The following is a 24047-nucleotide window of genomic DNA, read 5'->3' on the forward strand; positions in this document are numbered from 1 at the left end:
TCACCTGCTCGAAACGCAATATAGGACAGGAAAAAGGGATAAGCAAGTATTTTTTCATTGAAACGATTGTTTTTATTCAGGGAAAACAACATCGTATTCTTTACAATATCAGGCCGGAAAGAAGGATATTGTTATAATAACAAAATCATCTGCCGGGAAGCAGTTCATAAGTGAAGCCCTTAAGGTATTCCGTTTCCGGAATGTTCAGTAAAATTGGATGATCCGGTCTTTGGCCGTGTTGCTGTATCAGGCGCAGGGTGGCGGGCGCATCGATGGCGGCGTCGAGAACGCTTTCCCGGAACAGGTCCGCCCCGGCGTGGTGGGAACAGCAGAAGGTGGAAAGAATGCCTCCCGGGGCCAGAAGCTTCATGGCGCGGAGGTGGATTTCCTTATACCCGCGCATGGCGTCATGCACGGACTTCTTGTTTCTGGTGAAGGAGGGCGGGTCCAGGATAATCAGGTCCCACTTGTGCTCCCCTCCGTCCCGGACGAGGGCCGCCTCCTTCTTCAGGAAGTCAAACGCGTTGTCCGTAACGCACTGGATGGAGACGCCGTTCAGCTTTGCGTTGCGCGCCACGGCGTCCATGGCGTCCTGGGATACGTCCACAGCTGTTACCTCCGCGGCTCCGGCAAGGGCGCAGGCCAGCGCAAAGCCGCCCTGGTTGCAGAAGCAGTCCAGCACGCGGCGTCCGCGGGCAAAACGGGCCACGGCGGCGTAATTGTCCAGCTGGTCCAGGTACAGCCCTGTTTTCTGCCCCGTCTGGAGGTCAATCATGAATTGCACGCTGCCGCTGCTTGCGGCGAAGGGTTCCGGCTCCTGCCCGCGCGCCACCCGGACGGAAGGCTCAATGCCCTCCGCCGCCAGCATGGGGGAATCGTTCCTGACGATGATTCCCCTGGGGGAAAGCAGGTCTTCCAGAACGTTCAGGATAATGGGGAGGCGGTGCTCCATGGCGATGGTCAGCGTCTGGACGACCAGGTAATCCGCGTAACGGTCCACGATCAGGCCGGGGAGGCCGTCAGACTCGCTCCAGACGAGGCGCGTGAGCGTTTCCTCCGGCAGCCACTGGCGGCGCAGTTCCACCGCCTGGCTGATGCGCCTGGAAAAAAAGTCCCCGTCCAGTTCCTGCTTGCGGCGGGAAAAACGCCTGGCGACGATCTGGGAATGGGGGTTGAACATGGCGGATCCCAGGAAGCGGTCCTTGAAATCCTTCAGCGCCACGACGTCCCCCGGCTGGGGATTGCCGAAGACCTTGCGCACTTCCGTGCCGTAAACCCAGTCGTGCCCCTGAAAAATGCGTGCTCTTGGAGAAATAATCAAACCTGCCATGTCAGGAAAGGCAATACATGATCAGGGTGGAAAGTTCAAGGGTAATGCGGAGGGGTGGCGCAAGGGCCGCGGCTGCCGGAGGGAAGGGGATGTCTGTTAAAGGAGAAAAGCTTTTTCTCTTCCCGTGCTGTTTATGCCCTTGTGGGAAGTAAGAAATAAGCTCCCTGCCATGCTCCGGATGATGGTTCGGGAGGGAAGGCCGGGAGAACCCGCCTGGTGGCTGGACGGAAAGCGAAGCATGCAACGCACGGAACGGATGAATTTGAAAGATGAACGGCTCAACCCTACGCTTCCAGTTGGCCGTTTTCCATTTAAGCCGTGAACCTCCGCTGTCTCTCTTGATGTCCGCGCCCCGGGAACAAGGGCCTCCCGGCCCTCGTAAATCAAAACAAACCGGGTTTTCCTTCCTTGGCAGTCAGGAGCGCCGCAAACCTTTGCGGCAACTGAAGGGGAACTGGATGGTAGCGAAGTAATATTAAAAATAGCCTTTTCTGATTAAAGGGCGCGTCTTTCAGCCGAATATCCATCCGGCTGTGGCAGAAGCCTGCGGTCATTTTCCGCAGCGGGAAGGGTGAAGGCTTCCGTTCCCTGGAATTTTCCGCACAAGTGAACCAATGCGCATCATTCCGGGACTATTTCGGTTGAAAATGCCCGGAAACGAAGTAAAATGTGGCGCGTTATGAAAGTAGAAACTTTTGAAACTCCCCAGGATGCTGCCAAGGCTTTGGCAGGAGAAGTTGCGGAACTGATCCGCACGCGCGCCGCCGAAGGCAGGAACGTGGTTCTTGGCCTCGCCACGGGCGCCACTCCGCTGCCCTTTTATGCGGAGCTGGTCCGCCTGCACAAGGAAGAAGGCCTTTCCTTTGCCAACGTCATCTCCTTCAATCTGGACGAATACAGCGGCCTGGACCACGACCATCCGGAATCCTACTGGTATTTCATGCATACCAATCTCTTCAACCACATCGACATGAAGCCGGAGAACATCAACCTGCCCTCCGGCACGGTGAAGGGTGACGAGATTGCCGCCCACTGCGCCGCCTACGAACAGAAAATCAAGGACTGCGGCGGCATCGACCTCCAGATTCTCGGCATTGGCCGCACCGGCCACATCGGCTTCAACGAACCCGGCTCCGACGATACCACCATCACCCGCCAGGTGCATCTGGACGAACTGACCCGTTCCGACGCCGCCCCCGCTTTCGGCGGCATTGAAAACGTTCCCACCACCGCCATCACCATGGGCGTGGCCACCATCATGGGCGCCCGGGAAGTGGCTCTGATGGCCTGGGGCGAAAAGAAGGCTTCCATCGTGAAGAAGGCCGTTCAGGGGCCTGTGACGGTGGATGTGGCTGCCTCCTACCTGCAGAAGCACCCGAACGCCAAGTTCCTTCTGGACAAGGGCGCCGCTTCCCAGCTTTAATTATCCGTTCAACAACGAACACGCCGCTTTTCCCGGTTCCGTGGAAAGGCGGCGTTTTTGATGGAATGAAGGAAGGCGGAATCTTCTTTTTCCAGCGGGGATGGCGTGGAGGGAGCTCCGTATGTCCGGACCGTTGGCCCCGTGAAGGAAGATTTTGTGTCATTGAGGGGAGTGTGGAACAGCCGTGGCTGCTCCGGTGGACGCAGGCCGGCAGGTAATAAAGAAGGTCCGTTTTTCCCTTCCATGGCTGGTCCGGCGGGATGAAATGGGAGTGATATTTTTATTGTTTATTAAAAATGAATGAGTTTTAATGCTGTGTGGGACGTGTTTTCCTGTTTCCTGATGCGGTTCCGGAGCCCGGAGGCAAACCCGGAGTTCCTGTCAGGGATTTCCTTTAAAAGGGGGATGGCGGATTGGCCGTTTAACCGGCTGCACCTTTTTATTAGGATGGAGTGGCGCATTGACAAGAGTTTCATTTTCCGTGCATGGTTGAAGGTGCCAATAGATGAAAAATAAATATATCCGGCAGTGTGTAATTAATATTTCATTCAGGAATTACAGATGATGGCCGGTTTTTATAGATAGAACAGGAAAAACAGAAATATGAAACAAATGAAGATACTGATGGTCGTAACCGGAACCGGGATGTTTCCCGACGGAAAACAGGAAACGGGATTGTGGCTCAGCGAGCTCACCCACATTTACGACAGAGCGAAAAAGCGGGGATATGACATCGTCATCGCAAGTCCGAAGGGAGGCGACACCCCCGTCGATCCCATGAGTCTGAAAACGATGTACATGGACAAACTGTCCAAAAGCTGCTGGGACGATTCGGAATTCCGGGATGTGCTGCGGCACACGAAAAGCCTGGATGAAGTTTCCGGTGAGATGTTCGACTGCATTTATTTGGCCGGAGGCCACGGCGCGATGTTCGATTTTACGGATAACGCCGTTCTGCAGGAACTCATCAAAAACCACTATGAAAGTAATAAAATAGTTGGTGCTATTTGCCATGGCGTATGCGGATTGTTAAACGTGAAGCTCTCGGACGGACAATATCTGGTAAAAGATAAGAAGGTCACGGGATTCAGCTGGTTTGAGGAAGGTCTGGCCGGAAAGAAAAAGGAGGTGCCTTTCGATCTGGAATCCGCGCTGAAGGAACGGCGGGCGGATTACAAGAAGTCATTGATTCCGATGATGCCGGAAGTAGTGGCCGACGGAAATCTGATCACGGGCCAGGACCCGTTCAGTTCGGAAAAGATGGCTGAAACGGTCATGGGACGGTTTAATCAATAGCAGTTGGCGGTGAATGGCATGAATTTGGAAGAAGCCTTGAATTACCGCCGGGCCGTGCGGGTATTTGATAAAAATAAACCGCTGGACCCTGAAAAGGTGAAACACTGCCTGGAATTGGCCTCCCTGGCTCCCAGCAGTTCCAACATGCAGTTGTGGGAATTCTTCCAAATCACCCGGCCTGAATTGATAGCCCGCGTTGCCGGGGCCTGCCTAGGCCAGCCGGCTGCCGCCACGGCTTCGGAAATAGTCGTTTTCGTGACGCGGCAGGACCTGTACCGGCAGCGGGCGCAATTCGTCCTCGAATTCGAGCGTGGAAACATCCGGCGGAACAGCCCGGAGGAACGCCAGGCCAAACGCATCAGGGACCGGGAATTATACTATGGAAAGCTGATGCCGTTCCTCTATGCGCGCTGCTGCGGTATTTTGGGGGCTTTCCGGGCTTTGCTGGCCAGGGGCATCGGCCTTTTCCGCCCCATGATGCGCGAAGTCTCGGAGTGCGATATGCGCGTCACGGTCAACAAATCCTGCGCCCTCGCCGCCCAGACGTTCATGATTGCCATGGCCGCTGAAGGATACGATACCTGCCCGCTGGAGGGATTTGACAGCAAGCGGATGAAAAAACTGCTGAAATTGCCTCATGGCGCCGGGATCAATATGGTAGTCCCCTGCGGCATACGGGACAGAGAGAAAGGTATCTGGGGCGAGCGGTACAGAGTCCCGTTCGATGAGGTGTACCATAGGCTCTGACCCGCCGGGGAAGGAAAGTTCCGCTCCGCCGGCAGCGTGCGGCGTCAGCGGGGAGCGGGAGAGGACCGCCTGCGCTGCGTTCCTGGGGCGCGGCATGCCTCACAGGAAAAGGGTTCCGGCTACTTGAGCCACGCCAGGAATTCATGGTTCCCGTCGGTTCCGGTGATGGGGGAGGGCTCGCAGCCCATCCAGGAGCGGTTTAGTTCTTCCGTGACGAAGGCGCGTATGGAGTCCACCGCCCGCTGGTGCAGGACCGGGTCCCGGACGATGCCGCCGGGGCCGATGTCTTCCGGCTGGAGTTCAAACTGGGGTTTGATGAGCACCAGGGCGTCCCCTCCGTCCTTAAGCAGGGGGAAGGCCGCGGGCAGGATTTTTTTCAGAGAAATGAAGGAGACGTCGGAGACGATCAGGTCCACCTGTTCCCCGATGTCTTCCGGAGTCATGTAGCGGGCGTTGAATTTCTCCTTCACGACGACGCGGGGATCCTGCCGCAGTTTCCAGACGAGTTGGTTGGTGCCGACGTCAATCGCGTGCACTTTGACGGCGCCGTGCTGGAGCAGGCAGTCCGTAAAGCCTCCGGTGGACGCGCCGATGTCCAGGCAGACCTTGCCTTCCGCGGAGACGGGGAAGGCGTTCAGGGCTCCCTCCATTTTCAGGCCGCCGCGGCTGACGTAGCGGGGGCGGTTCCGGATGGCTATTTCCGCGTCTTCACTGACCTTGAGGCCCGGTTTGGTGGAAGGGTGGCCACCCACGCTCACCTCTCCGGCAATGATAAGCCTCTGGGCCAGTTCCCGGGATTCTACGAGATTGCGGGAAACCAGAAGGACGTCGAGTCGTTGCTTGCTCATGATTCGGAAGGAAGGTGCGTACGCAGGTATTTCATGAAACTGCATGGGGAATCAAGAAAAACCGCGCGAAGAAAGGCATTTGGGGGCAAAAAGGCGGCATGGCGCGCGCTGGAACATTTTACGATTGATTCAGCCCGGATTTATAGGAGACTTTGCGGCGAATGGAACACCGCTACAGGCAATTGATGCGCAAGGTCAGGCTTTACCTGCTGACGGAGGTGCGTAAAAAATCGTGGGCCAGCAAATTCCTTTCCGCCAGGGTTTTTGACCCCGTCTACTGGTCCTGGAACAGGCAGTCCGTAGCGACAGGCGCCGCCTGGGGGGCCGCCGCGGCGATTGCCCCGCTGCCCATGCAGAGCCTGTGGGGCGTTTTCGCCAGCCTGTGGCGCAAGGGCAATATTCCCGTAGCCATCCTGATGGCGTGGCTTTCCCCTCCCGGCTTCACCTTTTTCGCCATTCCGGCCCAGTGGTGGCTGGGGTGGTTCCTTTTTCCCTTGTGGGGCTCCCCACGTCCGGAGCGAACTGGCAGATGCTGAAAACGGGAGTGCAGCAATGGTCCTGGGCCCCGTTTGACGGGTTGAGCATCGGCATGGTAAGCCTGGAGTTCCTGACGGGCTGGATTGTTTCCAGCGTGGTGCTGGGCTGCCTGTGCTACGGTCTGGTGCAGCTGGGGTGGGGGATAGGCCATTTTCTGCGCAGCAGAAGAAAGGCTGCCGGGAAATAACAAGAACCCGCCGGCCATTCAGGGCAGGCGGGTCCGGAAGCCGTTTGCGGCCATGGCACGGTGGCGGGAAGGTCAGACGGCCACTTCCATCAGAAGAACGGTTGAGTTCTGGATGGCTTCAATGGTGATGGAGTCCGTATCCGTTATTCCGGCTCCGTCCCGGCGGTGCAGCACCGTGTCTCCGATCTTGATTTCTCCGTCTATCACGAAGACGTACACCCCGGTGTTCTGGCACTTGAATTGATATTCCCGTTCCACGCCCCGGTCGAGTTCCGCCCAGGAGAACCAGGCCTGCTGCATGATGGAGATATCCGTTTCCGGAGCCAGGAAGGTGGAAATCTCATTGTGCTTCAGCAGGGGCTTGATGTCGTAGTCCCGGTATTTGGGGGGCGTGTTGACCCTGTCCGGAATGACCCATATTTGAAGGAATTCCAGGGGTTCCGTGGAACTGCCGTTGAATTCGCTGTGCTGGATGCCCGTTCCGGCGCTCATCACCTGGATTTCTCCGCGGGTGATGGTATGGCTGTTGTTCAGGCTGTCTCCGTGGCGGAGCTGTCCCTTCAGGGGAATGGAAATTACCTCCATGTTCTTGTGGGGGTGGGTGCCGAAGCCTTCTTCCGGGAGAACCGTGTCGTCGTTGAGTACGCGCAGGGCTCCGAACTGCATGCGGTCCGGATTGAAGTAATTGGCAAAACTGAACGTATGGTATGTATTCAGCCATCCGTGGTTGGCATGCCCACGGGAAGATGCACGGTCAATGATGATGTTCATGATTGATAGGGTTGGTATGGAAAGCGGATTCCCGCCTGTAGATGGTTTGACCGGATGGACCCCGGGGCTGTTCAAGGCGCATGACAGCATGTCCGTTGCCGTAAAATAAATCGGCAACACAAATTGATGGTGCAATGTCTCTTATTTTAAGGTAGCGTGTCGCGGTACCTGTGCAAACAAGACAAGGCGTATGGCTCATCGGACATTCATGAGATGGATCAAGGGATTGGTTCCTACGGTGATTATTTTGCTGGGCGCCTTGGTGCTTGGGTGCATCTGTTATGTCTCCATCTGGGGCGCTCCCTCCTTTGTCGTGCAGCGTGTGGAACAGGCTCTGATGGAAAAAGGCATTCCCGTCCACATAGAGACGCTGAAGATTTCCCTGTGGCCCCGCGCCGTGGTGACCTTGAAGAATGTGGAGCTGCTGGATCCTGGTGTTCCTCCGGAGGCGCGCCGCCCCGTGGCCCTGCTGCATGAGGCGGACGTGGCCCTGAACTGGAAGGAGCTGATAGACGGGCAGGTAGTGCCGGAACGGCTGAACGTGAAAGGGCTGGACGTCAATCTTCCCGTGGACGCGGAAAAGCCTGAAAGAGTTTTTTCCACCGCAGGGCTGAATGCGGAGCTGGACCTGGGGCGTCCCGGCATGGTGGACATCGTGAAGGCTGATGCCGTGGTGCAGGGTATCCGCGTGACTGCCCAGGGGGCGTTTTCCATCGGGCAGGGGGATTCCGGAGATTTTACGCTGACGGCTGAAGACATGGCCGCCGCCAGGGAGCAGTTGAACCAGGTGCTGAAATACCTGGACCGGGTGAAGTGGCCGGAGGCGTCTCCGCCCAGCCTGGCCGTCAATTTGAGCGACGACCCGAAAGGGGGAGTGCGCGTGGGCATGGATTTGCAGGCTCCTTCCCTGAGGTACGGGAAAATCCGGGTCAGGGATTTCCTGTTCAGCGGGGATTACGCGGATTCCGTCATCATGGCCAAGCGCTTTACCATGAGGGATGCGGAAACGGCCGGCTTCGTCAATCTTTCCCTCCAGGCCGATTTGAAGAAACGTTCCCTGATCTGGGATGTCCGCAGCACGGCCCCCCTGGTGTCCTGGGCCGTAGCCATTGTTGATGAAGCCCTGGTGCCGCGGGAGATGAAGTTCCTGAGCGAGCCGCACGTGCAGGTGTCAGGCCGTGCGGTTTTCACGGAGAACTGGGAGGGCGTGGAGCATCTGAACGTCATGGGCTCCGGCTCCATGGGAGCTTTCTCCGTGCTGGGGGAAAAGTTCCAGAGGGCCTCCTGCGATTTCAGCTATGAGGACGGCAATTTTTATGTGACGGATTTGGACATACGGCACCCCGGCGGCGTTTTTTCCGGCAAGGTGATGGGCGTGGACGGAGAGATTAAGATAGACGTGCACAGCACGCTGCCCATGCATGCGATGCTGGACATGGCCCGGTCCATTGCTCCGGAAGACGTGAAGCTGCCGCTTACGCTGGAAATCAAGGGAGACCCTGAATTGAAAGTGTACGGCACCGTGGGAATGGGGAAGGGCTGGAAAGGGCCGTTCCGGGTGGACCGCCTCCAGATTGAGGCGGCTGTGACGGACGTCTCCTACCAGGGGGTGGAGTTCGCCTCCGCCGCCGCCAGGGGGGAATTGATTGGCCGCTCCATCAATGTCACCCAGTTGGACCTGGCGCGGGAGGACGGCCATGTGAAGCTGGAAGGCAGCTATCTGGGAACCGATTTTGTCTTCACGCTGGAATCTGATTTGAAGCCTGAATTGCTGGTAGCCCTGGCCGGGAATTTGGCGCCCATTCCCGAGAATTTGAAGTTGCCGGAAAAAGCCTCCCTGTGGGTGCACGGCAGGCTGGATATTCCGGAAGGCAAGCCTGTGGAGCCCACGCTGGTCCGGGCGCGCATCAATGCGGAAAACCTGGCCTGGAACAAGGTGCCCGTGAAGACGGCGAATGTGGAGGTGGAGTACCGCCCCAACCAGCTTTTTGTACAGAATTGCCGGATCGGGATGGAGAAGGGCGTTTTTGAGCTGTTCGCCAACGGTTTCCTAGACGGCCAGATGTTCGTGATGGGGCAGTCCACGGTTCCGCTGGAAACGATAGACCGGCTGCTGGGCATGAAGGATGACGACTTTTTTATGAGCCGCTTCGTCTTCCGCAAGGATTCCGGCCTGGAGCTTTCCTTCCAGGGGACGCTGGGCCTGTACAATCTGGAAAAGGCTTACGATTTGCAGGCCACTGTTTCCGCGACGAATACGCGGTACAAGGGCGTGGACCTGAAGTCCGCGCGGGCGGATGCCCATCTGGTGACGGACCAATTGGTGCTGACCAACGTGACGACGGTGGTTTCCAACGGGAATTACCTGTCTTCCGCCGGGTTGTCCGGCGGTCCCGCGGAGTGCACGCTCAAGGCCAAGAGCATAGATTTCCGCTTTGTCCAGGATACGGTGGAGGTTCTGGGCATGGAGGGGCAGGCCTACCCCGGTTATACCATGCGCATGTTTTCCGACAACGCCGCCAAGGTTTTGAAGGAGTTTGTCTTTACCCGGCCCGTGACGCTTTCCGGCGGAGGCATGTTCCCGATGGGGGACGACATGAAGCTGATGAAGGGGCGCATCCGCTTTGACGCCTCCGCGGGGCGCGTGCGCTATCCCTTGCTGGGAACTACGCTGGACCTTGGAAAGGCGAAAGGGGAAATTCTTATTTCCCCGCAGTGGGTGGTGGTGGACAAGATGAAGGGCACCATCTGGGACGGCTCCTTTACGGGCCGCGTGCTGGCGCAGATTGACGACGGGGACGCCCTGAACGGCTCCTTTGTCCTCCAGGACATGAACCTGACCTCCATCGGGAGATCCTACGGCAAGAAGATGGAGAAGGCCACCGTGCACGGGGCCATTGAATTTTCATCCAAGGGAGGCAATATGAACTCCATCCAGGCGAAGGGCGAGGCCGCCCTGGTGCATGGGGACCTGGTGGAAATCCCCCTCTTCGGCTTTTTGGGGGAAGCCCTCTCCAATTATATTCCGGGCCTGGGCCACCTGATCAATTACAAGATCACCAGGGCCGACTGCGATTTTTCCATTGAGAAGGGCTATATCCGCACCAGCAATTTCTCGGCCAAGGGCAGCAATATGTCCCTGGAAGGCGGCGGCTGGATACGCCTTGCCGACTTGCAGGTTAATTCTGATTTCAAGCTGGGGCTTCGCGGCCTGCCGGGGCTGATTACCTCTCCCGTCTTCCTGCTGGCGGGGGGATTGTTCCAGGTGCGCGGCACGGGGCCTTTGAGCAATGTTTCCTGGAGCTTTGCGCCGTTCTCCGGCGGAAAAGCCCCTGTTCCCCGCGGCGGCTCCCGCCCGGAGGAGGTAGAGAAGGGGAATGCCGGGTTTCCCGGAGAAAAGCGTCATGGAGCGCCGCATGCCCACGCGGCAACTGAACGGAAACGCGGCTGCAAGCCGCGCCCTTTTGTAGTCCCGTATTGGATTGATGTTTCCCGTCTTTAATGAACCGGTCCGCCAACGCTCATTAATAATCCGGTTGACACACAGCATGCAATGTTCCGTGACGCAGCAGGGCCGTTCCGGACAATGCCGGAACGGCCCTGGAAGTCCGGAGAGCAGAGCGTCTCCGCTCAACTCTCCTCTCTCAACTTTCAACTCTCCTTAGAAGTCATAACGGTAGCCCACGCTCCCGTTCACCGAGTTGGCTCCGTCACGGAAGTCCGCGTTCCCGTTGATGAAGACCGTTCCCTGCGTTCCTACCGGCACGCTCAGCCCCGCTCCTATTTGCAGAGCCATCGTTCCAACCTTGGTCCCACGCACGCTCTGCATGAAGCCGGGGTTGCCCAGCAGCGCCACATTGGTTTCTCCGCGGCGGTCGCCCATGTCCTGGGCCGCGTTCACCCGGAACTCAGCCAGCGCTTCTCGCCCGAAGATGTTGCTGCCAATGAGCCCCATCCACCGGCCGCCCAGCGCAACCGTTCCCGTTGTCCATTCCTGCTTGCCTACGTTCAGGCCCGCGTTCCCCGCTCCCGTTTCCGTGTAGCCGTCCATGCGCGTCGTCACTACCGAGGCGTTGGCCAGGGGCTGCAGGATGCTGCTCCTGTCTTCATTGAGGTACACGTCGTAGGTCAGTTCATACATCGCTCCAAAGCCCCACCCGCTGGTGTTGCCCTGCGTCCTGTAGCTGCCTTCCCCGTAGTTGACCGTGCGGTTGAGCTTGGCGTTGTCCCATCCTCCGGAAAAGGAAGAGGCGTCCCAGCGTCATTCATCATGGATTCCTGTAGAAAATGGATTTCCTGAGGGAGATTCCGTCTTCCTTCTGCCAGAAACCATGATACAGACGGAAACGGCAATGATGAGCAATTCCAGAAAAAAAGACCAGTGCAGCAGGAAGTTCAGCCACCAGGGGGGTATTGCGCCTGGACAGTGGCCAGCGCGTGAAAGCGCATGGACCACGGAGCCAGGAGAGGGATGTCTCCCACGATGAAGTCCAGAAGGAGGTGCAGGAAGCCGCTCATGGAAAAGATCAGCAGCCATGTTCCGCCCGTGCTCCATGGTTTGATCCGGCTGGCTCCCCATGCGAGGAGCATCAGCGCGAACCAGACGGAAGGATAGTGCGTCCAGTAGGAATGATGGTGGTGCTGGCGGCCGTCCAGGGTATAAAAATAAAACAGGTCCAGGTCCGGGGCAATCGCCCCCAGCAGGGCGGCGGTCATGACGGCCTTCCTTCCCGGTGTGCGTAAACGGATGGTTTTTGCCAGGAGATAGCCTGCAGGCAGATGGGCGATGAACATGAGCGTTCAATAGAAGAAAAACGGACAAAGACGGACAGTCCGGGTGCGTACTACCTGGAAAAAGGTTTTTCCACCCAGTCAAAGGATAGTTCCCTGTTTCCGCCTCCCACGGAAGAATAGACTGTTCTAACGCCGCTGGATGAAGGATTCTTCCAGATGAGGGACAGTTCCTCAATCCGGCTTTCCCCGATTCCAGGAAGATCTTGTGAATGCGGAGGCCAGGCAGGCGCCAGGCCCTCACGTCCGGGTGGACATAGGTGGTTTCCCAGGCGGTTTGATGTTCTTTGCCGGTTCCGCACGTCCATGTAATGCTCAAGGACATTTTTTTATCAGGGGTGCTTTTTCCGGCCCCGGTATATTCCACACTGACGGGAATGGTCCCGGAAGATTGCGGGATGGCTGCCGGGCTGCAAACAAGGGCGGCGAGGGATAGGGGAAGGAGGCTGATCATTTTTTCACAAGGGAGGGGGGCGTTGAGAAAAAGGGGGCGGCTGGCCTGCATCAGCCGCCGCCCCCTTGGAGAGAGGGGTTATCTGCCGGATTTGCCCAGCTTGTACCCGGCGTAGGTTTCCGTGTTGTACAGGGGCTGGTTGTCCGGCACGGCGTAGCCGATGGATTTGCGGATGGCGAGGAAGTCCGCCACGCCTTCCGGTCCTACCTGGTTCAGGGGGGCCTTGTGCAGCCCGGCCATCAGCACCATGCGGCAGTAGGCGTCCGCGTTTTCCATGAACCATTCCGCTTCTTCCACGTCGCGGGCTCCGGTGATCACGCCGTGGTTTTCCATGAAGACCACGGTGGATTGTTTGGCCGCTTCCGCCACAGCTTGTGCCGTCTCCAGAGAGCCGGGCGTGCCGTAGGGGGCCAGCGGGATGTGGCCCAGGAAGATATCCGCTTCCGGATTGATGCCGGAGGGGGGAACCTGCCCGGCGAACAGGAAGGCGTTGCAGTGCGGGGGATGGGCGTGGATGCAGGAGTTGACGCCCACGGATTTCATCATGGCGATGTGCGTTTTCACCTCACTGGTGGAGGGGCGTATGCCCGCCTTCTGGCGCGCGTCCATGTCCACCAGGCAGATGTCTTCCACGGTCATGAAGCCCTTGGAGCACAGGGTGGGGGAGCAGAGCAGCAGGTTCTGCGTCACGCGCACGGAGATGTTGCCCCCGTTGCCGTCCACATATTCGCGGTTCCACAGGCGGCGGCCTATGTCGCACATGCGTTCCTTGATAACCAGGATTTCAGGGGAATGGAAGAATTCGTTCACTTCCTCCCGCGTGACGGGGTTGTATTTTTCCCACGGGAACACCTTGTCCGGGAGGGGAGGGGAGATTGACCAGTCTTCTGACATATTTAGTTGCGTGTTAGTGGTTGAGCTTTTCGTAGGCGGCTTCCTGGGGACCCGGCATATACGTCCGGTAAGTGATGCCGAAGGCGTCCCTGGCCTGCTCTGGCGTAGAGTACACCCCGGCGCCCGCAAAGGCAAACATGGATGCGCCCAGCACGGTACTTTCAGATACTTCAGAGACCTTCACGGGGATCCGGAGGATGTCCGCCCGCATCTGGGTCCAGACGCTGTTTCTGGCTCCTCCGCCCACCAGGATGAGGAATTCGCTTTTGAACCCGCCCACGGATTCCAGGCGGCGCAGGCGGGATTTCAGCCGCCAGGTAAGCGCCTCCATGGCGGCGCGGTAAATGTGGCCGCGCGTCCGGCCCAGCACCAGGCCGCCGATGGAGCCTTTCCGGTCCCCTGAAGCCAGGAAGTCCGGAACCATCGTTACGCCGTCGCAGCCGGGGGGATGGCGGCCGCTTCCGCATCCATGGTATCGTAGGATTCACCGCGGAAGCAGGCGGCTTTCACCCATTCAATGATGCCGGAACCGAGCCATTGCAGGCCGGGGTTCAGAAGGCCCGGTTCCGCGTCGAACTCCGCCGTGGCTCCGTCCTCATAATCCTCCCGGGTCAGCCGGGCCTGTGCGGAGCGCGCCATCAGGATTTCCCAGGTGCCGGAGGACAGGACCGGCTGGTCCCTGTCCGCGCCGGAACCGAAGATGGCGAACTGGGTGTCGTGCCCCGCGGAGATAACAGGAACGCCCTCCAGGGCGGGAATGCCCATGGCCGCCGCCGCTTCCGGAGTAAGAACGCCGATGGTCTCCCCCGCGTCCACCGTGGGGGGAAGAGGCCGCGGCGCAGGCCTAGGCGGTTCAGGATAAGCTCGGAAAAGTCTCCCGTTTCCAGGTCCGTGAGCTGGGAGGTCCCGGCCATGGTCCGGTCCGTCGCCATGACGCCGGTGAGCTTGTACGCCAGGAGGTTGGAGATGAAGAGCCACGCATGGGCCTTTTCCAGCAGCTCCGGGCGGTTTTCCTTAATCCAGACGAGCTTGTAAATGGTGTTGAAGGCAAAGGCGCCCACGCCGGAGATGCGGTCAAGCTCTTCCTGGGAGATGTACTTGCCGATGTTTTTCATGACCTCCGCCGTGCGGGGACACTTCCAGGATATGACGGGGTAAAGCTGGCTGCCGGAGGCGTCCACCAGCGCGCCGTCCACGCCGAAGGTGGTGACGGTTACCGCCCGCACCTGTTCCACATCCAGGCCCTCAAGGGCCTTCACGGCGCATTCGGAGAGCTGCTTGAAAATCCGGTCCGCGTCCCAGACGTGGAATTCCGGGTTTTCCTTACCGGGCAGCGTGGCGTTCGGCTGCGAGGCCTTCCCCGCGATGACGCCTTGTTCATCCACAACCATCGCGCGCACGTTCGTCGCGCCGCAGTCCAAGCAGAGGGAGTACATAGAGAAATACTAAATATTGAAGATTAGATACTAAAGGGAAACTGTTCAGAGATTTTGCCCGGCAAGCGTTTTTGTCGTAGCGGTCAATAGCCGCATTAATTCCAGGCAATCCTGTTTCAAGCTTTCAAATTGCTGGTCCGTCAGGCAGGAAGTTGCATGCAGAAGGCGGAGCCAATACCAAGTCTCCGAACATTCTTTTAGTGAAATGTGTACTTTGGAGAAGAAGTCTTTTTTGCTTACGGCATAGGAAGCTTCTGCGAGGTTGGCTCCTATGCTTGTTCCGGAGCGCAGAATTTGCTGGATCAGTGCCTGCTCGCACCGTTGCTTGCGAAGATGGCGGCATAAGGAAACGATACGAATGGAAAAGGCAAAACTTTTTTCATGAGCGGCACTTTCGTTCATCTTTTAGTCTTTAATCATTCGTATTTAGTCTTTGATATTAACGCTGAACGTCATCAGGGGAAGAATGTCTTCCCCTGATGAAAAGGTCAGTCGTTAATATTTGCCGTACAGCGGGCCGTAGTTGGCGCAGGCGCGGAAGTCGGCGCCTTCCGGGTCCGCGGTGCCATGGAGGCCCCAGGCGGAGGGACGGTAGATTTGGTCGTCCGGGATGTTGTGGGCGTATACGGGGATGCGCAGCATGGAAGCGAGCGTCAGGATGTCTGCGCCGATGTGGCCGTAGGTGAAGGCTCCGTGGTTGGCGCCCATGTTGGCCATGACGCTGTAGACGTCCGTGAAGGCTCCCTTGCCGGTCAGGCGCGGGGCGAACCAGGTGGTCGGCCAGCCCGGATCGGTGCGTTCGTCCAGGGTCTTGTGCACCTTGGCGGGCAGGTCCACGGACCAGCCTTCCGCCACGATGAGGACGGGGCCGAGGCCCTTGACGATGTTCAGGCGCATCATGGTGACGGGCGCGCCGCCCTTGGTGACGTAGTGGACGGAGTAGCCGCCGCCGCGGAAGTATTCCCGGTTGGCCGGGCACCAGACGGCTTGTTCCATCATGGTTTTCGCGTCGTCCGGGGTAACGTCCCAGTGCTTTTTCATGACGGGCTTGCCGTCCTTGTCCGTGCAGGCCATGCAGCCGTCCAGGGCCGCGGAGCCGGAGTTGATGAGGTGGATGATGCCGTCCTTGGCATGGCCTTCCAGCTTGTAGCCCGTGACGCGCTTCACGGCTTCCGGGCTCCAGTAGGTGCGCACGTCCGCAAAGACGTTGGCCTGTCCGGTGAGCAGGTAGCCGAAGAGGAGGCAGGCTCCGTTCAGGGAGTCGTTTTCCGTGGCGAAGGGCATCGGCGCGCGCGGGCCGTTCCAGTCAAAGGTGGAGTTGAGCAGGGTTTCCGCAATGTCTCCGTTCGGGTAGAAGTCCGTCCAGTGGCGCTGGCCCTGGAAGCCGCCGGCAATGGCCTGGTAGCCCAGGGATTCCTCTTCGCGGTCAATTTTCTTGAGCTTGGGGTTGCCCTGCATCATGTCCCGGAAGATCATGGCCATCAGCACGCTTTCCTTGAAGGTCCTGCGGCGTCCGGCTTCGTCCAGCTTCAGGTCCGGGCGGTTCTTGTCTTCGGCGAATTTGAAGACGGCGTCCGCCCATTGCATGGCGAGGTCGAATTCCGCTTCGTCGTAAATCTTCTGGTCCATGCGGCGGCGCACTTCCGTCATGTCCACGGCCTGTACGCGGATGCCCAGGTAGTTTTCCCAGAAGGACTGGTCCACGATGGAGCCGGCGATGCCCATGGAGCAGCCGCCGATGGAGAGGTAGCCCTTGCCGCGGAGGGTGGCTACGGCCAGGCCGGCGCGGCAGAAGCGCAGGATTTTTTCAGCCACGTCTTCCGGAATGGAGGTATCCCCGGCGTCCTGGACGTCTTTTCCGTAAATGGAGAAGGCGGGGAAGCCCTTCTGGTTCAGTCCGGCCAGGGCGGCGGCCAGGTACACGGCGCCGGGGCGTTCCGTGCCGTTGAAGCCCCAGATGGCCTTGGGCGTGAACGGGTCCATGTCAAAGGTCTCGCTGCCGTAGCACCAGCAGGGCGTGACGGCCAGGGAGACGCCGACGTTGTTGGCCTTGAATTTGTCCGCGCAGGCGGCGGCTTCCGCCGGACCGCCAATGCAGGTGTCTGCGATCACGCACTTGACGGGTTCGCCGGAGGCGTGGCGGATGTTGGCCTCAATGAGAGCCGCGGCCGCCTTGGCCATGTTCATGGTTTGATCTTCCAGGGATTCCCGGACGCCGAGGCGGCGCCCGTCAATCGTGGGGCGGATACCGATGGTTGGTAATGCTGTTTTCATATCTTGCGTAGGTGATGTGAAGCTGGTTCAGGCCTGGGCAGGCGCGTCCTCTTCCTTTTTCAAATGGGTGTTGCGGAAGAAGAAGCCGTAGATTAGTACCACGGCAAAGCAGATGATGGGAATAAAGAAGGATGACCGCACCGCTTTTTCCACAAAGTTTTCCTGGGCTGTCTGGAATTGCTTCATGTCCAGGGGGTCGGAAATCAGGTTGCCAAGTACCTCGGCCTGGTTCCCGGAGAGCGTGGTGAGCGCCGGAATCAGGGAGAATTGCTGAATTTGCTGTTCTCTCCCGGCGGGGGCGGGCAGGCGGTCCAGGTTGGCCTTGAAGACCACCAGTTCTTCCGGCTTGAGGCCGGAACAGCCGGGCAGGGATTTGGCCGCCTGGTCAAAGGCTTCCCCGTCCAGGGTATGGAGGGAAAGGAAGGTATCCAGGTTTTTCTGGAACTTGGCGGCGGCTTTGGCCTGTTCTTCCCCCCGGCGGGATTGGCTTCCGACATCTTGTAGAGGGCCAGCATGGCGCCGGAGACGGATTTGCGGGAGTCCGCTGCTTCCGCCTGCGCGATCAGGGGGCGGTCAATGGATTCAAAGTAGGCCACCTGGTTTTTCACCGTGGTGTTGTCAATGAAGGAGCCCATGTACGGGGTGATGACCGCGCCCCCCAGAATGGCCATGATGAGGCCCGCGGCGCCCAGTTTCACTTCGGAACCCAGGCCGCGCAGGGCGATGCCGTAAATGGTGGGGAACATCAGGGACATGCAGCCGGAGATGCCCACCAGCGTCCAGACGGAGATTTCCTTGGGCAGGTACATGGTGCCCAGGCAGCAGAGGATGCCCGCGATGGCAAAGAGGGACATCATGTTGGCCGGGTTGAATTTTTTCATCAGCGCCGTGGTGATGGCGCGGCAGGCGATGAACAGAACGATGGAGAAGATGTAGTAGTTGGAGGCCGCCGCTTCCTGCATGCCGGGGAAGACGGACATGATGTACTTGATGGTCCACGTCCAGACGGCGATCTGCACGCCCACGTAGAAGAACTGGGCCACCACGCCGCAGAAGTAGCGCGGCAGCTTCACCAGCTTCATGAGCTGGCAGCGGTAGTCCGGCATGATGAGCAGGAAGGCGATGGGCCCGATCATCATGATCAGGATTTGCTGCACCATGCTGAATTCAAAGGTGGAGTAGTACTGGAACAGGAAGGGAATGAGGATGAAGGCGACGCACAGGCCCAGGCGGCCGAGCTTGGAGGAAAGGGGCTGCGTGTTTTCCCGGGTGGGCACGCTTTCATCGTCGGACTTGTAGCGGCAGAAGAAGAACCAGATGACGGCGGCGATGGCGACCAGGCCCACATAGGGAACGCACACCCAGAAGAGCTCGTCGCTGACGATGGCGTTCAGTTGTTCCGGGTCCATGGCCTTGCGGGTGTCCATGTCCGCATCATTCAAATGCGCCAGGATGAAGTATTTGGCCAGGAAGATGCCCGTCAGGGAGCCGATTGGGTTGAAGGCCTGGGCGAAGTTCAGGCGGCGTACGCTCGTCTCCTGGGACCCCATGGAGAGGACGAACGGGTTGCAGGTGGTTTCCAGGATGGAGAGGCCGCCCGCCAGCACGAAGATGGCTACCAGGTAAATGTCAAAACTTTGCCCGATGGCGGCGGGTATGTAGCACAGCGCGCCGATCATGTAGAACCCCAGCCCGATGAGCACCCCAGCCTTGTAGGAGAATTCCTCCAGCAGGATGGAGGCGAAGATGGCAAGCACCGCATACGCCCCGTAAAAGGAGATTTGCACCCCTGCGGATTCCGAAGCGTTAATCATGAAGATCTTGCTGAATGCCGGGACCAGGTTGTCCGTCATGTTGTTCAGCAGCCCCCACAGCGCAAAACAGGAGACCAGCATGAAGAACGGCAGCCGGTACTGTTTGGGAACGATCGGCACGGTAGAGGTACGGTTTTTGTCCATATTGCTTTTGTCAATCTCTCACAAGGACGGCGGTGCGTCAATCTGGAAACGGAAAAGAGTCCAGAAATCATCCAACATGTTGACAAATAAAACAAAGCGGTATGTTTGGGTTGGGATATCCTGTCAGCGTTCACGGGAGACCCGGCTTCTTCTTGACTCCTGTTTCCGAGGCGGCTAAGGATGGGCTGATGAAGAAGTGCATTCTTGCCGTTTGTCTTGGGCTGGCCGGTTTTTGGGGCGTTCAGGCGGAAGATTCCCCCGTCGCCAATCCGGAAAAGACGGATGAAAAAAGCGGCGTGACGCTGCCGTCCGGAGAACTGCTGTCAGACCATGTGGCGGAGGCGGAGTTTACGGGTATTATTCACCGCAAGTGCAGGTTCCTTACCTCCCTCTGTCCGGACAAGTGCGACCACGCCAAGGATTTCGCCGCCTTCCGGATTATCAAGTATCTGGATTACCGGAAACCCGGCAAGTACGGGGATGAAAAGCAGGAGCAGCTGATGATCGACGTTAATCCGGCGCACAAGCCCATCCTGCAGGGGGCGGACATCCTGAAAAAGGTAGCCGCCCTGAAGCCGGGGGACAAGGTTGTCCTTCACTGGTCCCATTACTACATGCACCGGGATTCCAGCTCCTTTCCAGAACGTCCCGTGATTTCCATGGAGCCGGCGGCTCCTTCCAGTGGAAAAACGGAGGGTTGAGGACTGGTCTTTCTACAGGCCTCCCAGGCAAGGCTGGACGCGGCGGAAAAGCGTGTGTTAGGAAACAGGCTGGCAATGACGCAGCTCCGGGCAAGATTGTTCCGGTTCGCTGCGTATTGTCCTGCGAAACACACCATAAATACGATGCGTTTACCTTTGAATACATTAACGGGGCTTGCCCTGCTGTGTGCCCTGGGCATGTCTGTTCCCGCTGCCTTGGGTACGGAAAGCTTTGAGCAGGCCAAACACGGCAAGTTTACCACGCTTTCCACCAAGTACGGCCCCATGTCCTGCCGGGACGGCGTGGCGGAAATCGGGGAGGGGGAAAATCCGGGAAATCTTCCCTGCGGATGTTCGGCGGGCAGGATACCGAACTGAAGCTGGACTTGAAGGATACTCCTTCCAGGGAAGTACGGCTGTCCGCCTGGGCGGAGCGCTGGACCGGACAGGCCCCCTTTGAATTTTCCATTGTGGCCGTAGGGCCCAAGGGGGAAAAGAAGATTTATGACGGCAAGGACATCAGGACGGGCGGCTTCAATACCAGGATAGAGGCCGGCGTTCCCGCCGGAACGCGCTCCCTGGTGTTCAAGCTGACGTCGCCGGAGAACAAGGGGTTGAAGCTGGACGACCTGTTCATCGTGCCCTGCATCCCCATGAAGGTGAATCCGCAGGTGGAGATGGCTTCTTCCGCCTATCCGGTGATGGTGCGCATCCCGTGCAGTCCCGTTCTTTCCCTGAAGGTTCAAACGGACGGCTGTCTTAATCCTCAGTTCCTGACGGCCGTCAATCTGGATTTTACGGGCACGACGAAGCTTTCCGACATTGAATCCGTGACGGTGGTGCGGGGAGAAGAGGCTCCGCCCATTCAGCACGGGGAAGACCCGTTTCCGAAGGATGCCTCCCAGGTACTGGGTACGGTGAAGCTTTCCGGCTCCTCCAGGCCCCAGGTTTCCGTGAAGGGGAAGCTGGAGCTGGACCCCGGCGACAATTACCTGTGGGCATGCGTGACGATGAAGAAGGGCGCCTCCCTGGACGGCAGGGTGGTGGTGCGCCCGGCCAGCGTTGTGGCGGGGAACAAGCTGATGAAGGTGGCCAATGCCGCCCCGGTGGCGCAGCGCATCGGCGTGGCCGTAGTGAAGCACGGGGATTTCAACTCCAAGTTCTACCGCATTCCCGGCCTGGACAGGTCCAGGAAAGGGACTCTCCTGGCCGTTTACGACATCCGTTACAACCATTCCGGCGACCTTCCGGCCAACATTGACGTGGGCGTGAGCCGCTCCACGGACGGGGGCCGCACCTGGTCCGACGTCAAGATTGCCATGGACGATTCCAAGATTGACCCCTCCCTGGGGGCTACCAAGGGCGTGGGGGACCCCGCCATTCTGGTGGATGAAAAGACGGGCCGCATCTGGGTGGCCGCCATCTGGAGCCACAAGCATTCCATCTGGGGCAGCAAGTCCGGGGACAATTCCCCGGAAGCCTGCGGGCAGCTGGTGCTGGCGTACAGCGATGACGACGGCCTTACCTGGTCCAAGCCCATCAACATTACGGAACAGACCAAGGACAAGGACTGGCGCATTCTGTTCAACGGCCCCGGCAACGGCATCTGCATGAAGGACGGCACGCTGGTCTTTGCCGCCCAGTACTGGGACGGCAAGGGCGTGCCGTGGTCCACCATCGTTTATTCCAAGGACCAGGGCAAGACCTGGCACTGCGGCACGGGCGTCAACCAGCAGACGACGGAAGCCCAGGTGATTGAATTGAAAGACGGCTCCATCATGATCAATGCCCGCTGCAACTGGGGCGGCTCCCGCGTGGTGGGCGTTACGAAGGACCTGGGCAAAACCTGGGAAAAACACCCCACCAACCGCACTCCCCAGTTGAAGGAACCCGTCTGCCAGGGCAGCCTGCTTGCCGTGGACGGAGTGCCGGGCGCGGGCAGGGTGGTCCTGTTCTCCAACCCCAACACCACTTCCGGGCGTTCCCACATGACCCTGAAGGCCTCCACGGATGACGCCGGCTCCTGGCCGGAGGACAAGTGGCTCCTTTACGATGCCCGCAACGGCTGGGGTTATTCCTGCCTGGCGCCCGTGGATAAAAACCACGTGGGCGTGCTGTATGAATCCCAGGGAGCGCTGAACTTCCTGAAAATCCCGTACAAGGAGGTTCTCAACGCGGGCAGTGCGCGCTGACGCCGCTTTCAGGTAATCGTTTACGGGCCGTTTCCTTCCGGGAGCGGCCCTTTTTTGGCAGCGGTCTTTGGGTAGGAATTTCTCCAAAGCGCAGGGGAGGGAGTTCAGGTATGAGGGCCGGGAGGACGGAAAGAGAAGCTTGAAACGCGCAGGGGGAGTGAATCTGAAAGAGGCACGAATCAAGCCTCCGTTTCCCGGCGGCGGTGTTTCTTCCAGGCCGCGGGAGTGTGAGTCCCTGGTGGCTGCGCTGCTGGAGCAAGGGCCTCCGGGCCCTTGTAAAAAAGCTTTCTCCGGATCAGCCCTTTTTCCTGTTCCCTGGCCGTCACTCCAGAAAAGAAGCCAGCGCGTCCTTCAGCATGTTCCTGGCGCGGAACAGCAGGCTTTTGGTGGCGGGAACCGTCATGTCAAGCGTCCGGGCTATTTCCTCGTAAGGCATGTTTTCAAAGCGGCGCAGCTGGACGGCCAGGCGCGCCTTTTCCGGCAGGGCGGCAATCGCTTCATCCACGGCCCGCTGGAGTTCCGTGTGCTCCATGGCTTCATCCGGGGCCTGGGAAGGTTCCAGGAACACGGTCATGCCGCCTTCCTCCTCCATGGCGTCCGCGGAGGTGGTGGGCTTGCGCTTCTGGCGCCGCACTTCATTGAAGACCAGATTGCGCAGGATGGTGAACATCCAGGTGGTGAAGCGTGCGGAGGGCTCATAATTCCCGGCTCCTTTCCAGATGCGGATGAAAACCTGCTGGGCGATGTCCTCCACCTCCGGCCCGTTGTTCAGCATGCGTGCTACGGTGGCGTACACGGAGTTCTGGTGTTTGCGGACCAGCATTTCCATGGCGGAAGCGTCGCCATTCCTGACTCTCAGCATCAGCTGGGCGTCCTCGTCTGGTTCCGCAGGCGGCATGTCTTGTGCTTCGTCCATGAAATTCCCTTCTATAAACCCCGTGTCCGGTGAAAGGTTGCATCCGGAAGGGCGCATGCCCCGGAAAAAAGGTCTATCCCATTTTTCCGCGGCTGACGAGATGAAAACGGGTCTTTCTTCTCTTTCCGCGCAAGGCGCCGGACAAAACGTTTTGCTCCTGCCGATGGCCGGGGACGGCTGAGGGGGTGGAACATTCCGTTCTTTTCCCGGTGGGAAGACGGAGCGTGATGGAAATACGGAGGCCACCCTCCATGCCGCTCCGGTTTGACAATGACCGGAGGGGCCTGCTAGGGTAAGGGAAAATGAAAGGGAGAAACGCCGGTAAATTGGTCTGTTTAAGGAATCATCCTGAATTCCTTTCCACAGCTTCCGTCTGGTTCGGCTCCAAGTGGGACGTTCCCGTAGAGGCCTATGAGGAAAGCATGAAGGAATGCATGGAACGGAAAACGGGCATTCCGCAATGGTACGTGGTCATGAACGGACAGGGGGCAATCATTGCGGGTGCCGGAGTGATTGAAAACGATTTCCATGACCGGAAGGATTTAGCCCCCAACTTATGCGCGCTATTTGTGGAAAAAAGGCATCGCGGCAGGGGCGTGGCCGCGTCCATCCTGGACTTTGTGCGGAAGGATTTGGCCGCGCTCGGATATCCCCGTCTCTATCTGGTGACGGACCTGGCGGGGTTTTATGAAAAATGCGGGTGGGAACTGCTGACAATGGCGACGGGCGGTCATCATGCCCGGGAACGCCTGTATACGGCTCCCGCCATGGAAACCGGACCCGTTTGACGGGGGAAGGCCGGAACTTCGTTCTTCCGGTCTTCATGCGGGGGCGGGAAGGGATTGTTGCGCCTGGAATAAGGAGGAAAGAAGGGAGGCCGGACACAGTAGGCCCTTCCGGATGGTACGCGCCTGCGGGAGGACTCTGTTCTTGACAGCATTTCCTGTCTGCCTGATAACTTGATGATACAGATACCCCTAACAGTATAAGGAAACGCCGCAATGAAACAATGCATGAATTCTGAAAATTTGCATCGCCGCCTCAAGAAAATCATCGGACAGGTGCAGGCGATCGACAGGATGGTTGACGAGGACGTTCCCTGTGAAGATGTGCTTGCCCAGCTCAATGCCGCCAAGTCCGCATTGCACAAGGTGGGCCAGGTCGTGCTGGAGGGGCATATCAGCCATTGCGTCCGGGACGGACTGGAGCACGGAGACCCGGAGCAGACCATCGCACGCTTTACCAAGGCGGTCGAACGGTTTGCCAACATGATTTAGCAGGAGGGGGCAAGA

At 58.7% G+C, this 24047-nt stretch carries 21 protein-coding genes and 2 pseudogenes; 11 read left to right on the forward strand and 12 right to left on the reverse strand.

Annotated elements, in window-relative coordinates; genetic code table 11:
* Positions 1 to 145 precede the first annotated feature (145 nt).
* Complete coding sequence (locus tag PVA48_RS13490; RefSeq protein WP_102728147.1) at positions 146 to 1330, reverse strand: class I SAM-dependent rRNA methyltransferase; 1185 nt, start codon at positions 1328 to 1330, stop codon at positions 146 to 148.
* Positions 1331 to 2009: 679 nt separating this feature from the next.
* Here PVA48_RS13490 and nagB point away from each other — a divergent pair.
* The 3 genes from nagB to PVA48_RS13505 all read left to right on the forward strand — a co-directional run bounded on the left by nagB (position 2010) and on the right by PVA48_RS13505 (position 4796).
* Positions 2010 to 2753, forward strand: a complete 744-nt coding sequence (gene nagB, locus PVA48_RS13495; protein ID WP_022397114.1) for a glucosamine-6-phosphate deaminase — start codon at positions 2010 to 2012, stop codon at positions 2751 to 2753.
* 603 nt (positions 2754 to 3356) lie between these two features.
* Entirely contained in the window at positions 3357 to 4049 is a 693-nt protein-coding gene (locus PVA48_RS13500) for a type 1 glutamine amidotransferase domain-containing protein (RefSeq protein ID WP_102728150.1), read from the forward strand.
* 18 nt (positions 4050 to 4067) lie between these two features.
* A complete protein-coding gene (locus PVA48_RS13505; RefSeq protein WP_102728247.1) occupies positions 4068 to 4796 on the forward strand; it encodes a nitroreductase family protein in 729 nt (242 codons plus the stop codon).
* 119 nt (positions 4797 to 4915) lie between these two features.
* Here the strand turns inward: PVA48_RS13505 and PVA48_RS13510 are convergent, their stop codons facing one another.
* The gene (locus PVA48_RS13510) at positions 4916 to 5644 is read right to left on the reverse strand and encodes a TlyA family RNA methyltransferase (RefSeq protein ID WP_102721986.1); all 729 of its coding nucleotides are present in this window, start codon (positions 5642 to 5644) and stop codon (positions 4916 to 4918) included.
* A 185-nt stretch (positions 5645 to 5829) separates the two neighbouring features.
* On the opposite strand from PVA48_RS13510, the gene PVA48_RS13515 reads away from it, so the two are divergent.
* Together PVA48_RS13515 and PVA48_RS13520 are read left to right on the forward strand one after the other, a co-directional pair.
* Positions 5830 to 6180 carry a DUF2062 domain-containing protein gene (locus tag PVA48_RS13515; protein WP_423231896.1) on the forward strand — a complete coding sequence of 117 codons (351 nt, stop codon included), beginning with the start codon at positions 5830 to 5832 and terminating at the stop codon, positions 6178 to 6180.
* The gene (locus PVA48_RS13520) at positions 6174 to 6368 is read left to right on the forward strand and encodes a hypothetical protein (RefSeq protein WP_423231897.1); all 195 of its coding nucleotides are present in this window, start codon (positions 6174 to 6176) and stop codon (positions 6366 to 6368) included. The genes PVA48_RS13515 and PVA48_RS13520 overlap by 7 nt, the downstream gene beginning before the upstream one ends.
* A gap of 72 nt (positions 6369 to 6440) precedes the next feature.
* Here PVA48_RS13520 and PVA48_RS13525 read toward each other — a convergent pair whose 3' ends face one another.
* Positions 6441 to 7139, reverse strand: a complete 699-nt coding sequence (locus tag PVA48_RS13525; protein WP_022397108.1) for a pirin family protein — start codon at positions 7137 to 7139, stop codon at positions 6441 to 6443.
* Positions 7140 to 7347: 208 nt separating this feature from the next.
* Here PVA48_RS13525 and PVA48_RS13530 point away from each other — a divergent pair, with 208 nt between their 5' ends.
* Positions 7348 to 10641, forward strand: a complete 3294-nt coding sequence (locus tag PVA48_RS13530; RefSeq protein ID WP_423231898.1) for an AsmA-like C-terminal region-containing protein — start codon at positions 7348 to 7350, stop codon at positions 10639 to 10641.
* Positions 10642 to 10800: 159 nt separating this feature from the next.
* Here the strand turns inward: PVA48_RS13530 and PVA48_RS13535 are convergent.
* The 8 genes and pseudogenes from PVA48_RS13535 to PVA48_RS13570 all read right to left on the reverse strand — a co-directional run.
* Positions 10801 to 11370, reverse strand: a pseudogene (locus tag PVA48_RS13535) (autotransporter domain-containing protein); the annotation flags it as partial.
* Between the two features lie 164 nt (positions 11371 to 11534).
* Complete coding sequence (locus PVA48_RS13540; protein ID WP_423231899.1) at positions 11535 to 11933, reverse strand: metal-dependent hydrolase; 399 nt, start codon at positions 11931 to 11933, stop codon at positions 11535 to 11537.
* A gap of 529 nt (positions 11934 to 12462) precedes the next feature.
* Positions 12463 to 13278, reverse strand: a complete 816-nt coding sequence (locus PVA48_RS13545; RefSeq protein ID WP_102728154.1) for a class II aldolase/adducin family protein — start codon at positions 13276 to 13278, stop codon at positions 12463 to 12465.
* A gap of 13 nt (positions 13279 to 13291) precedes the next feature.
* A pseudogene (gene fucK, locus PVA48_RS13550) lies at positions 13292 to 14714 on the reverse strand (L-fuculokinase).
* A gap of 45 nt (positions 14715 to 14759) precedes the next feature.
* Complete coding sequence (locus tag PVA48_RS13555; protein WP_022398386.1) at positions 14760 to 15116, reverse strand: four helix bundle protein; 357 nt, start codon at positions 15114 to 15116, stop codon at positions 14760 to 14762.
* Between the two features lie 93 nt (positions 15117 to 15209).
* Positions 15210 to 16988, reverse strand: a complete 1779-nt coding sequence (locus tag PVA48_RS13560; protein WP_102721996.1) for an L-fucose isomerase — start codon at positions 16986 to 16988, stop codon at positions 15210 to 15212.
* A gap of 27 nt (positions 16989 to 17015) precedes the next feature.
* Positions 17016 to 17321, reverse strand: a complete 306-nt coding sequence (locus tag PVA48_RS13565) for a hypothetical protein (RefSeq protein WP_423231900.1) — start codon at positions 17319 to 17321, stop codon at positions 17016 to 17018.
* Positions 17246 to 18946: a sugar MFS transporter gene (locus PVA48_RS13570; RefSeq protein ID WP_423231901.1), complete on the reverse strand. Its 1701-nt coding sequence runs from the start codon at positions 18944 to 18946 to the stop codon at positions 17246 to 17248. Before PVA48_RS13570 ends, PVA48_RS13565 begins: the two co-directional genes overlap by 76 nt.
* A gap of 188 nt (positions 18947 to 19134) precedes the next feature.
* Between PVA48_RS13570 and PVA48_RS13575 the strand changes: the two genes are divergently transcribed.
* The 3 genes from PVA48_RS13575 to PVA48_RS13585 all read left to right on the forward strand — a co-directional run bounded on the left by PVA48_RS13575 (position 19135) and on the right by PVA48_RS13585 (position 21839).
* Positions 19135 to 19647, forward strand: coding sequence for a hypothetical protein (locus tag PVA48_RS13575; protein WP_102728156.1), 513 nt, complete (start codon positions 19135 to 19137; stop codon positions 19645 to 19647).
* Positions 19648 to 19791: 144 nt separating this feature from the next.
* Positions 19792 to 20025, forward strand: coding sequence for a hypothetical protein (locus tag PVA48_RS13580; protein WP_423231902.1), 234 nt, complete (start codon positions 19792 to 19794; stop codon positions 20023 to 20025).
* Entirely contained in the window at positions 19998 to 21839 is a 1842-nt protein-coding gene (locus tag PVA48_RS13585) for a BNR-repeat neuraminidase N-terminal domain-containing protein (protein ID WP_423231903.1), read from the forward strand. Before PVA48_RS13580 ends, PVA48_RS13585 begins: the two co-directional genes overlap by 28 nt.
* A 322-nt stretch (positions 21840 to 22161) precedes the next feature.
* Here the strand turns inward: PVA48_RS13585 and PVA48_RS13590 are convergent, their stop codons facing one another.
* The gene (locus PVA48_RS13590) at positions 22162 to 22755 is read right to left on the reverse strand and encodes an RNA polymerase sigma factor (protein ID WP_022398380.1); all 594 of its coding nucleotides are present in this window, start codon (positions 22753 to 22755) and stop codon (positions 22162 to 22164) included.
* A 302-nt stretch (positions 22756 to 23057) separates the two neighbouring features.
* Between PVA48_RS13590 and PVA48_RS13595 the strand changes: the two genes are divergently transcribed.
* Positions 23058 to 23543, forward strand: a complete 486-nt coding sequence (locus PVA48_RS13595) for a GNAT family N-acetyltransferase (RefSeq protein WP_102728158.1) — start codon at positions 23058 to 23060, stop codon at positions 23541 to 23543.
* A gap of 213 nt (positions 23544 to 23756) precedes the next feature.
* Positions 23757 to 24032 (forward strand): metal-sensing transcriptional repressor, encoded by a 276-nt coding sequence (locus PVA48_RS13600; RefSeq protein ID WP_022398378.1) that lies wholly within the window; start codon positions 23757 to 23759, stop codon positions 24030 to 24032.
* The last annotated feature ends 15 nt before the right edge of the window (positions 24033 to 24047 follow it).

It is taken from the genome of Akkermansia sp. JRP_AM1 (assembly GCF_049262625.1).
GTDB lineage: Bacteria > Verrucomicrobiota > Verrucomicrobiia > Verrucomicrobiales > Akkermansiaceae > Akkermansia > Akkermansia massiliensis.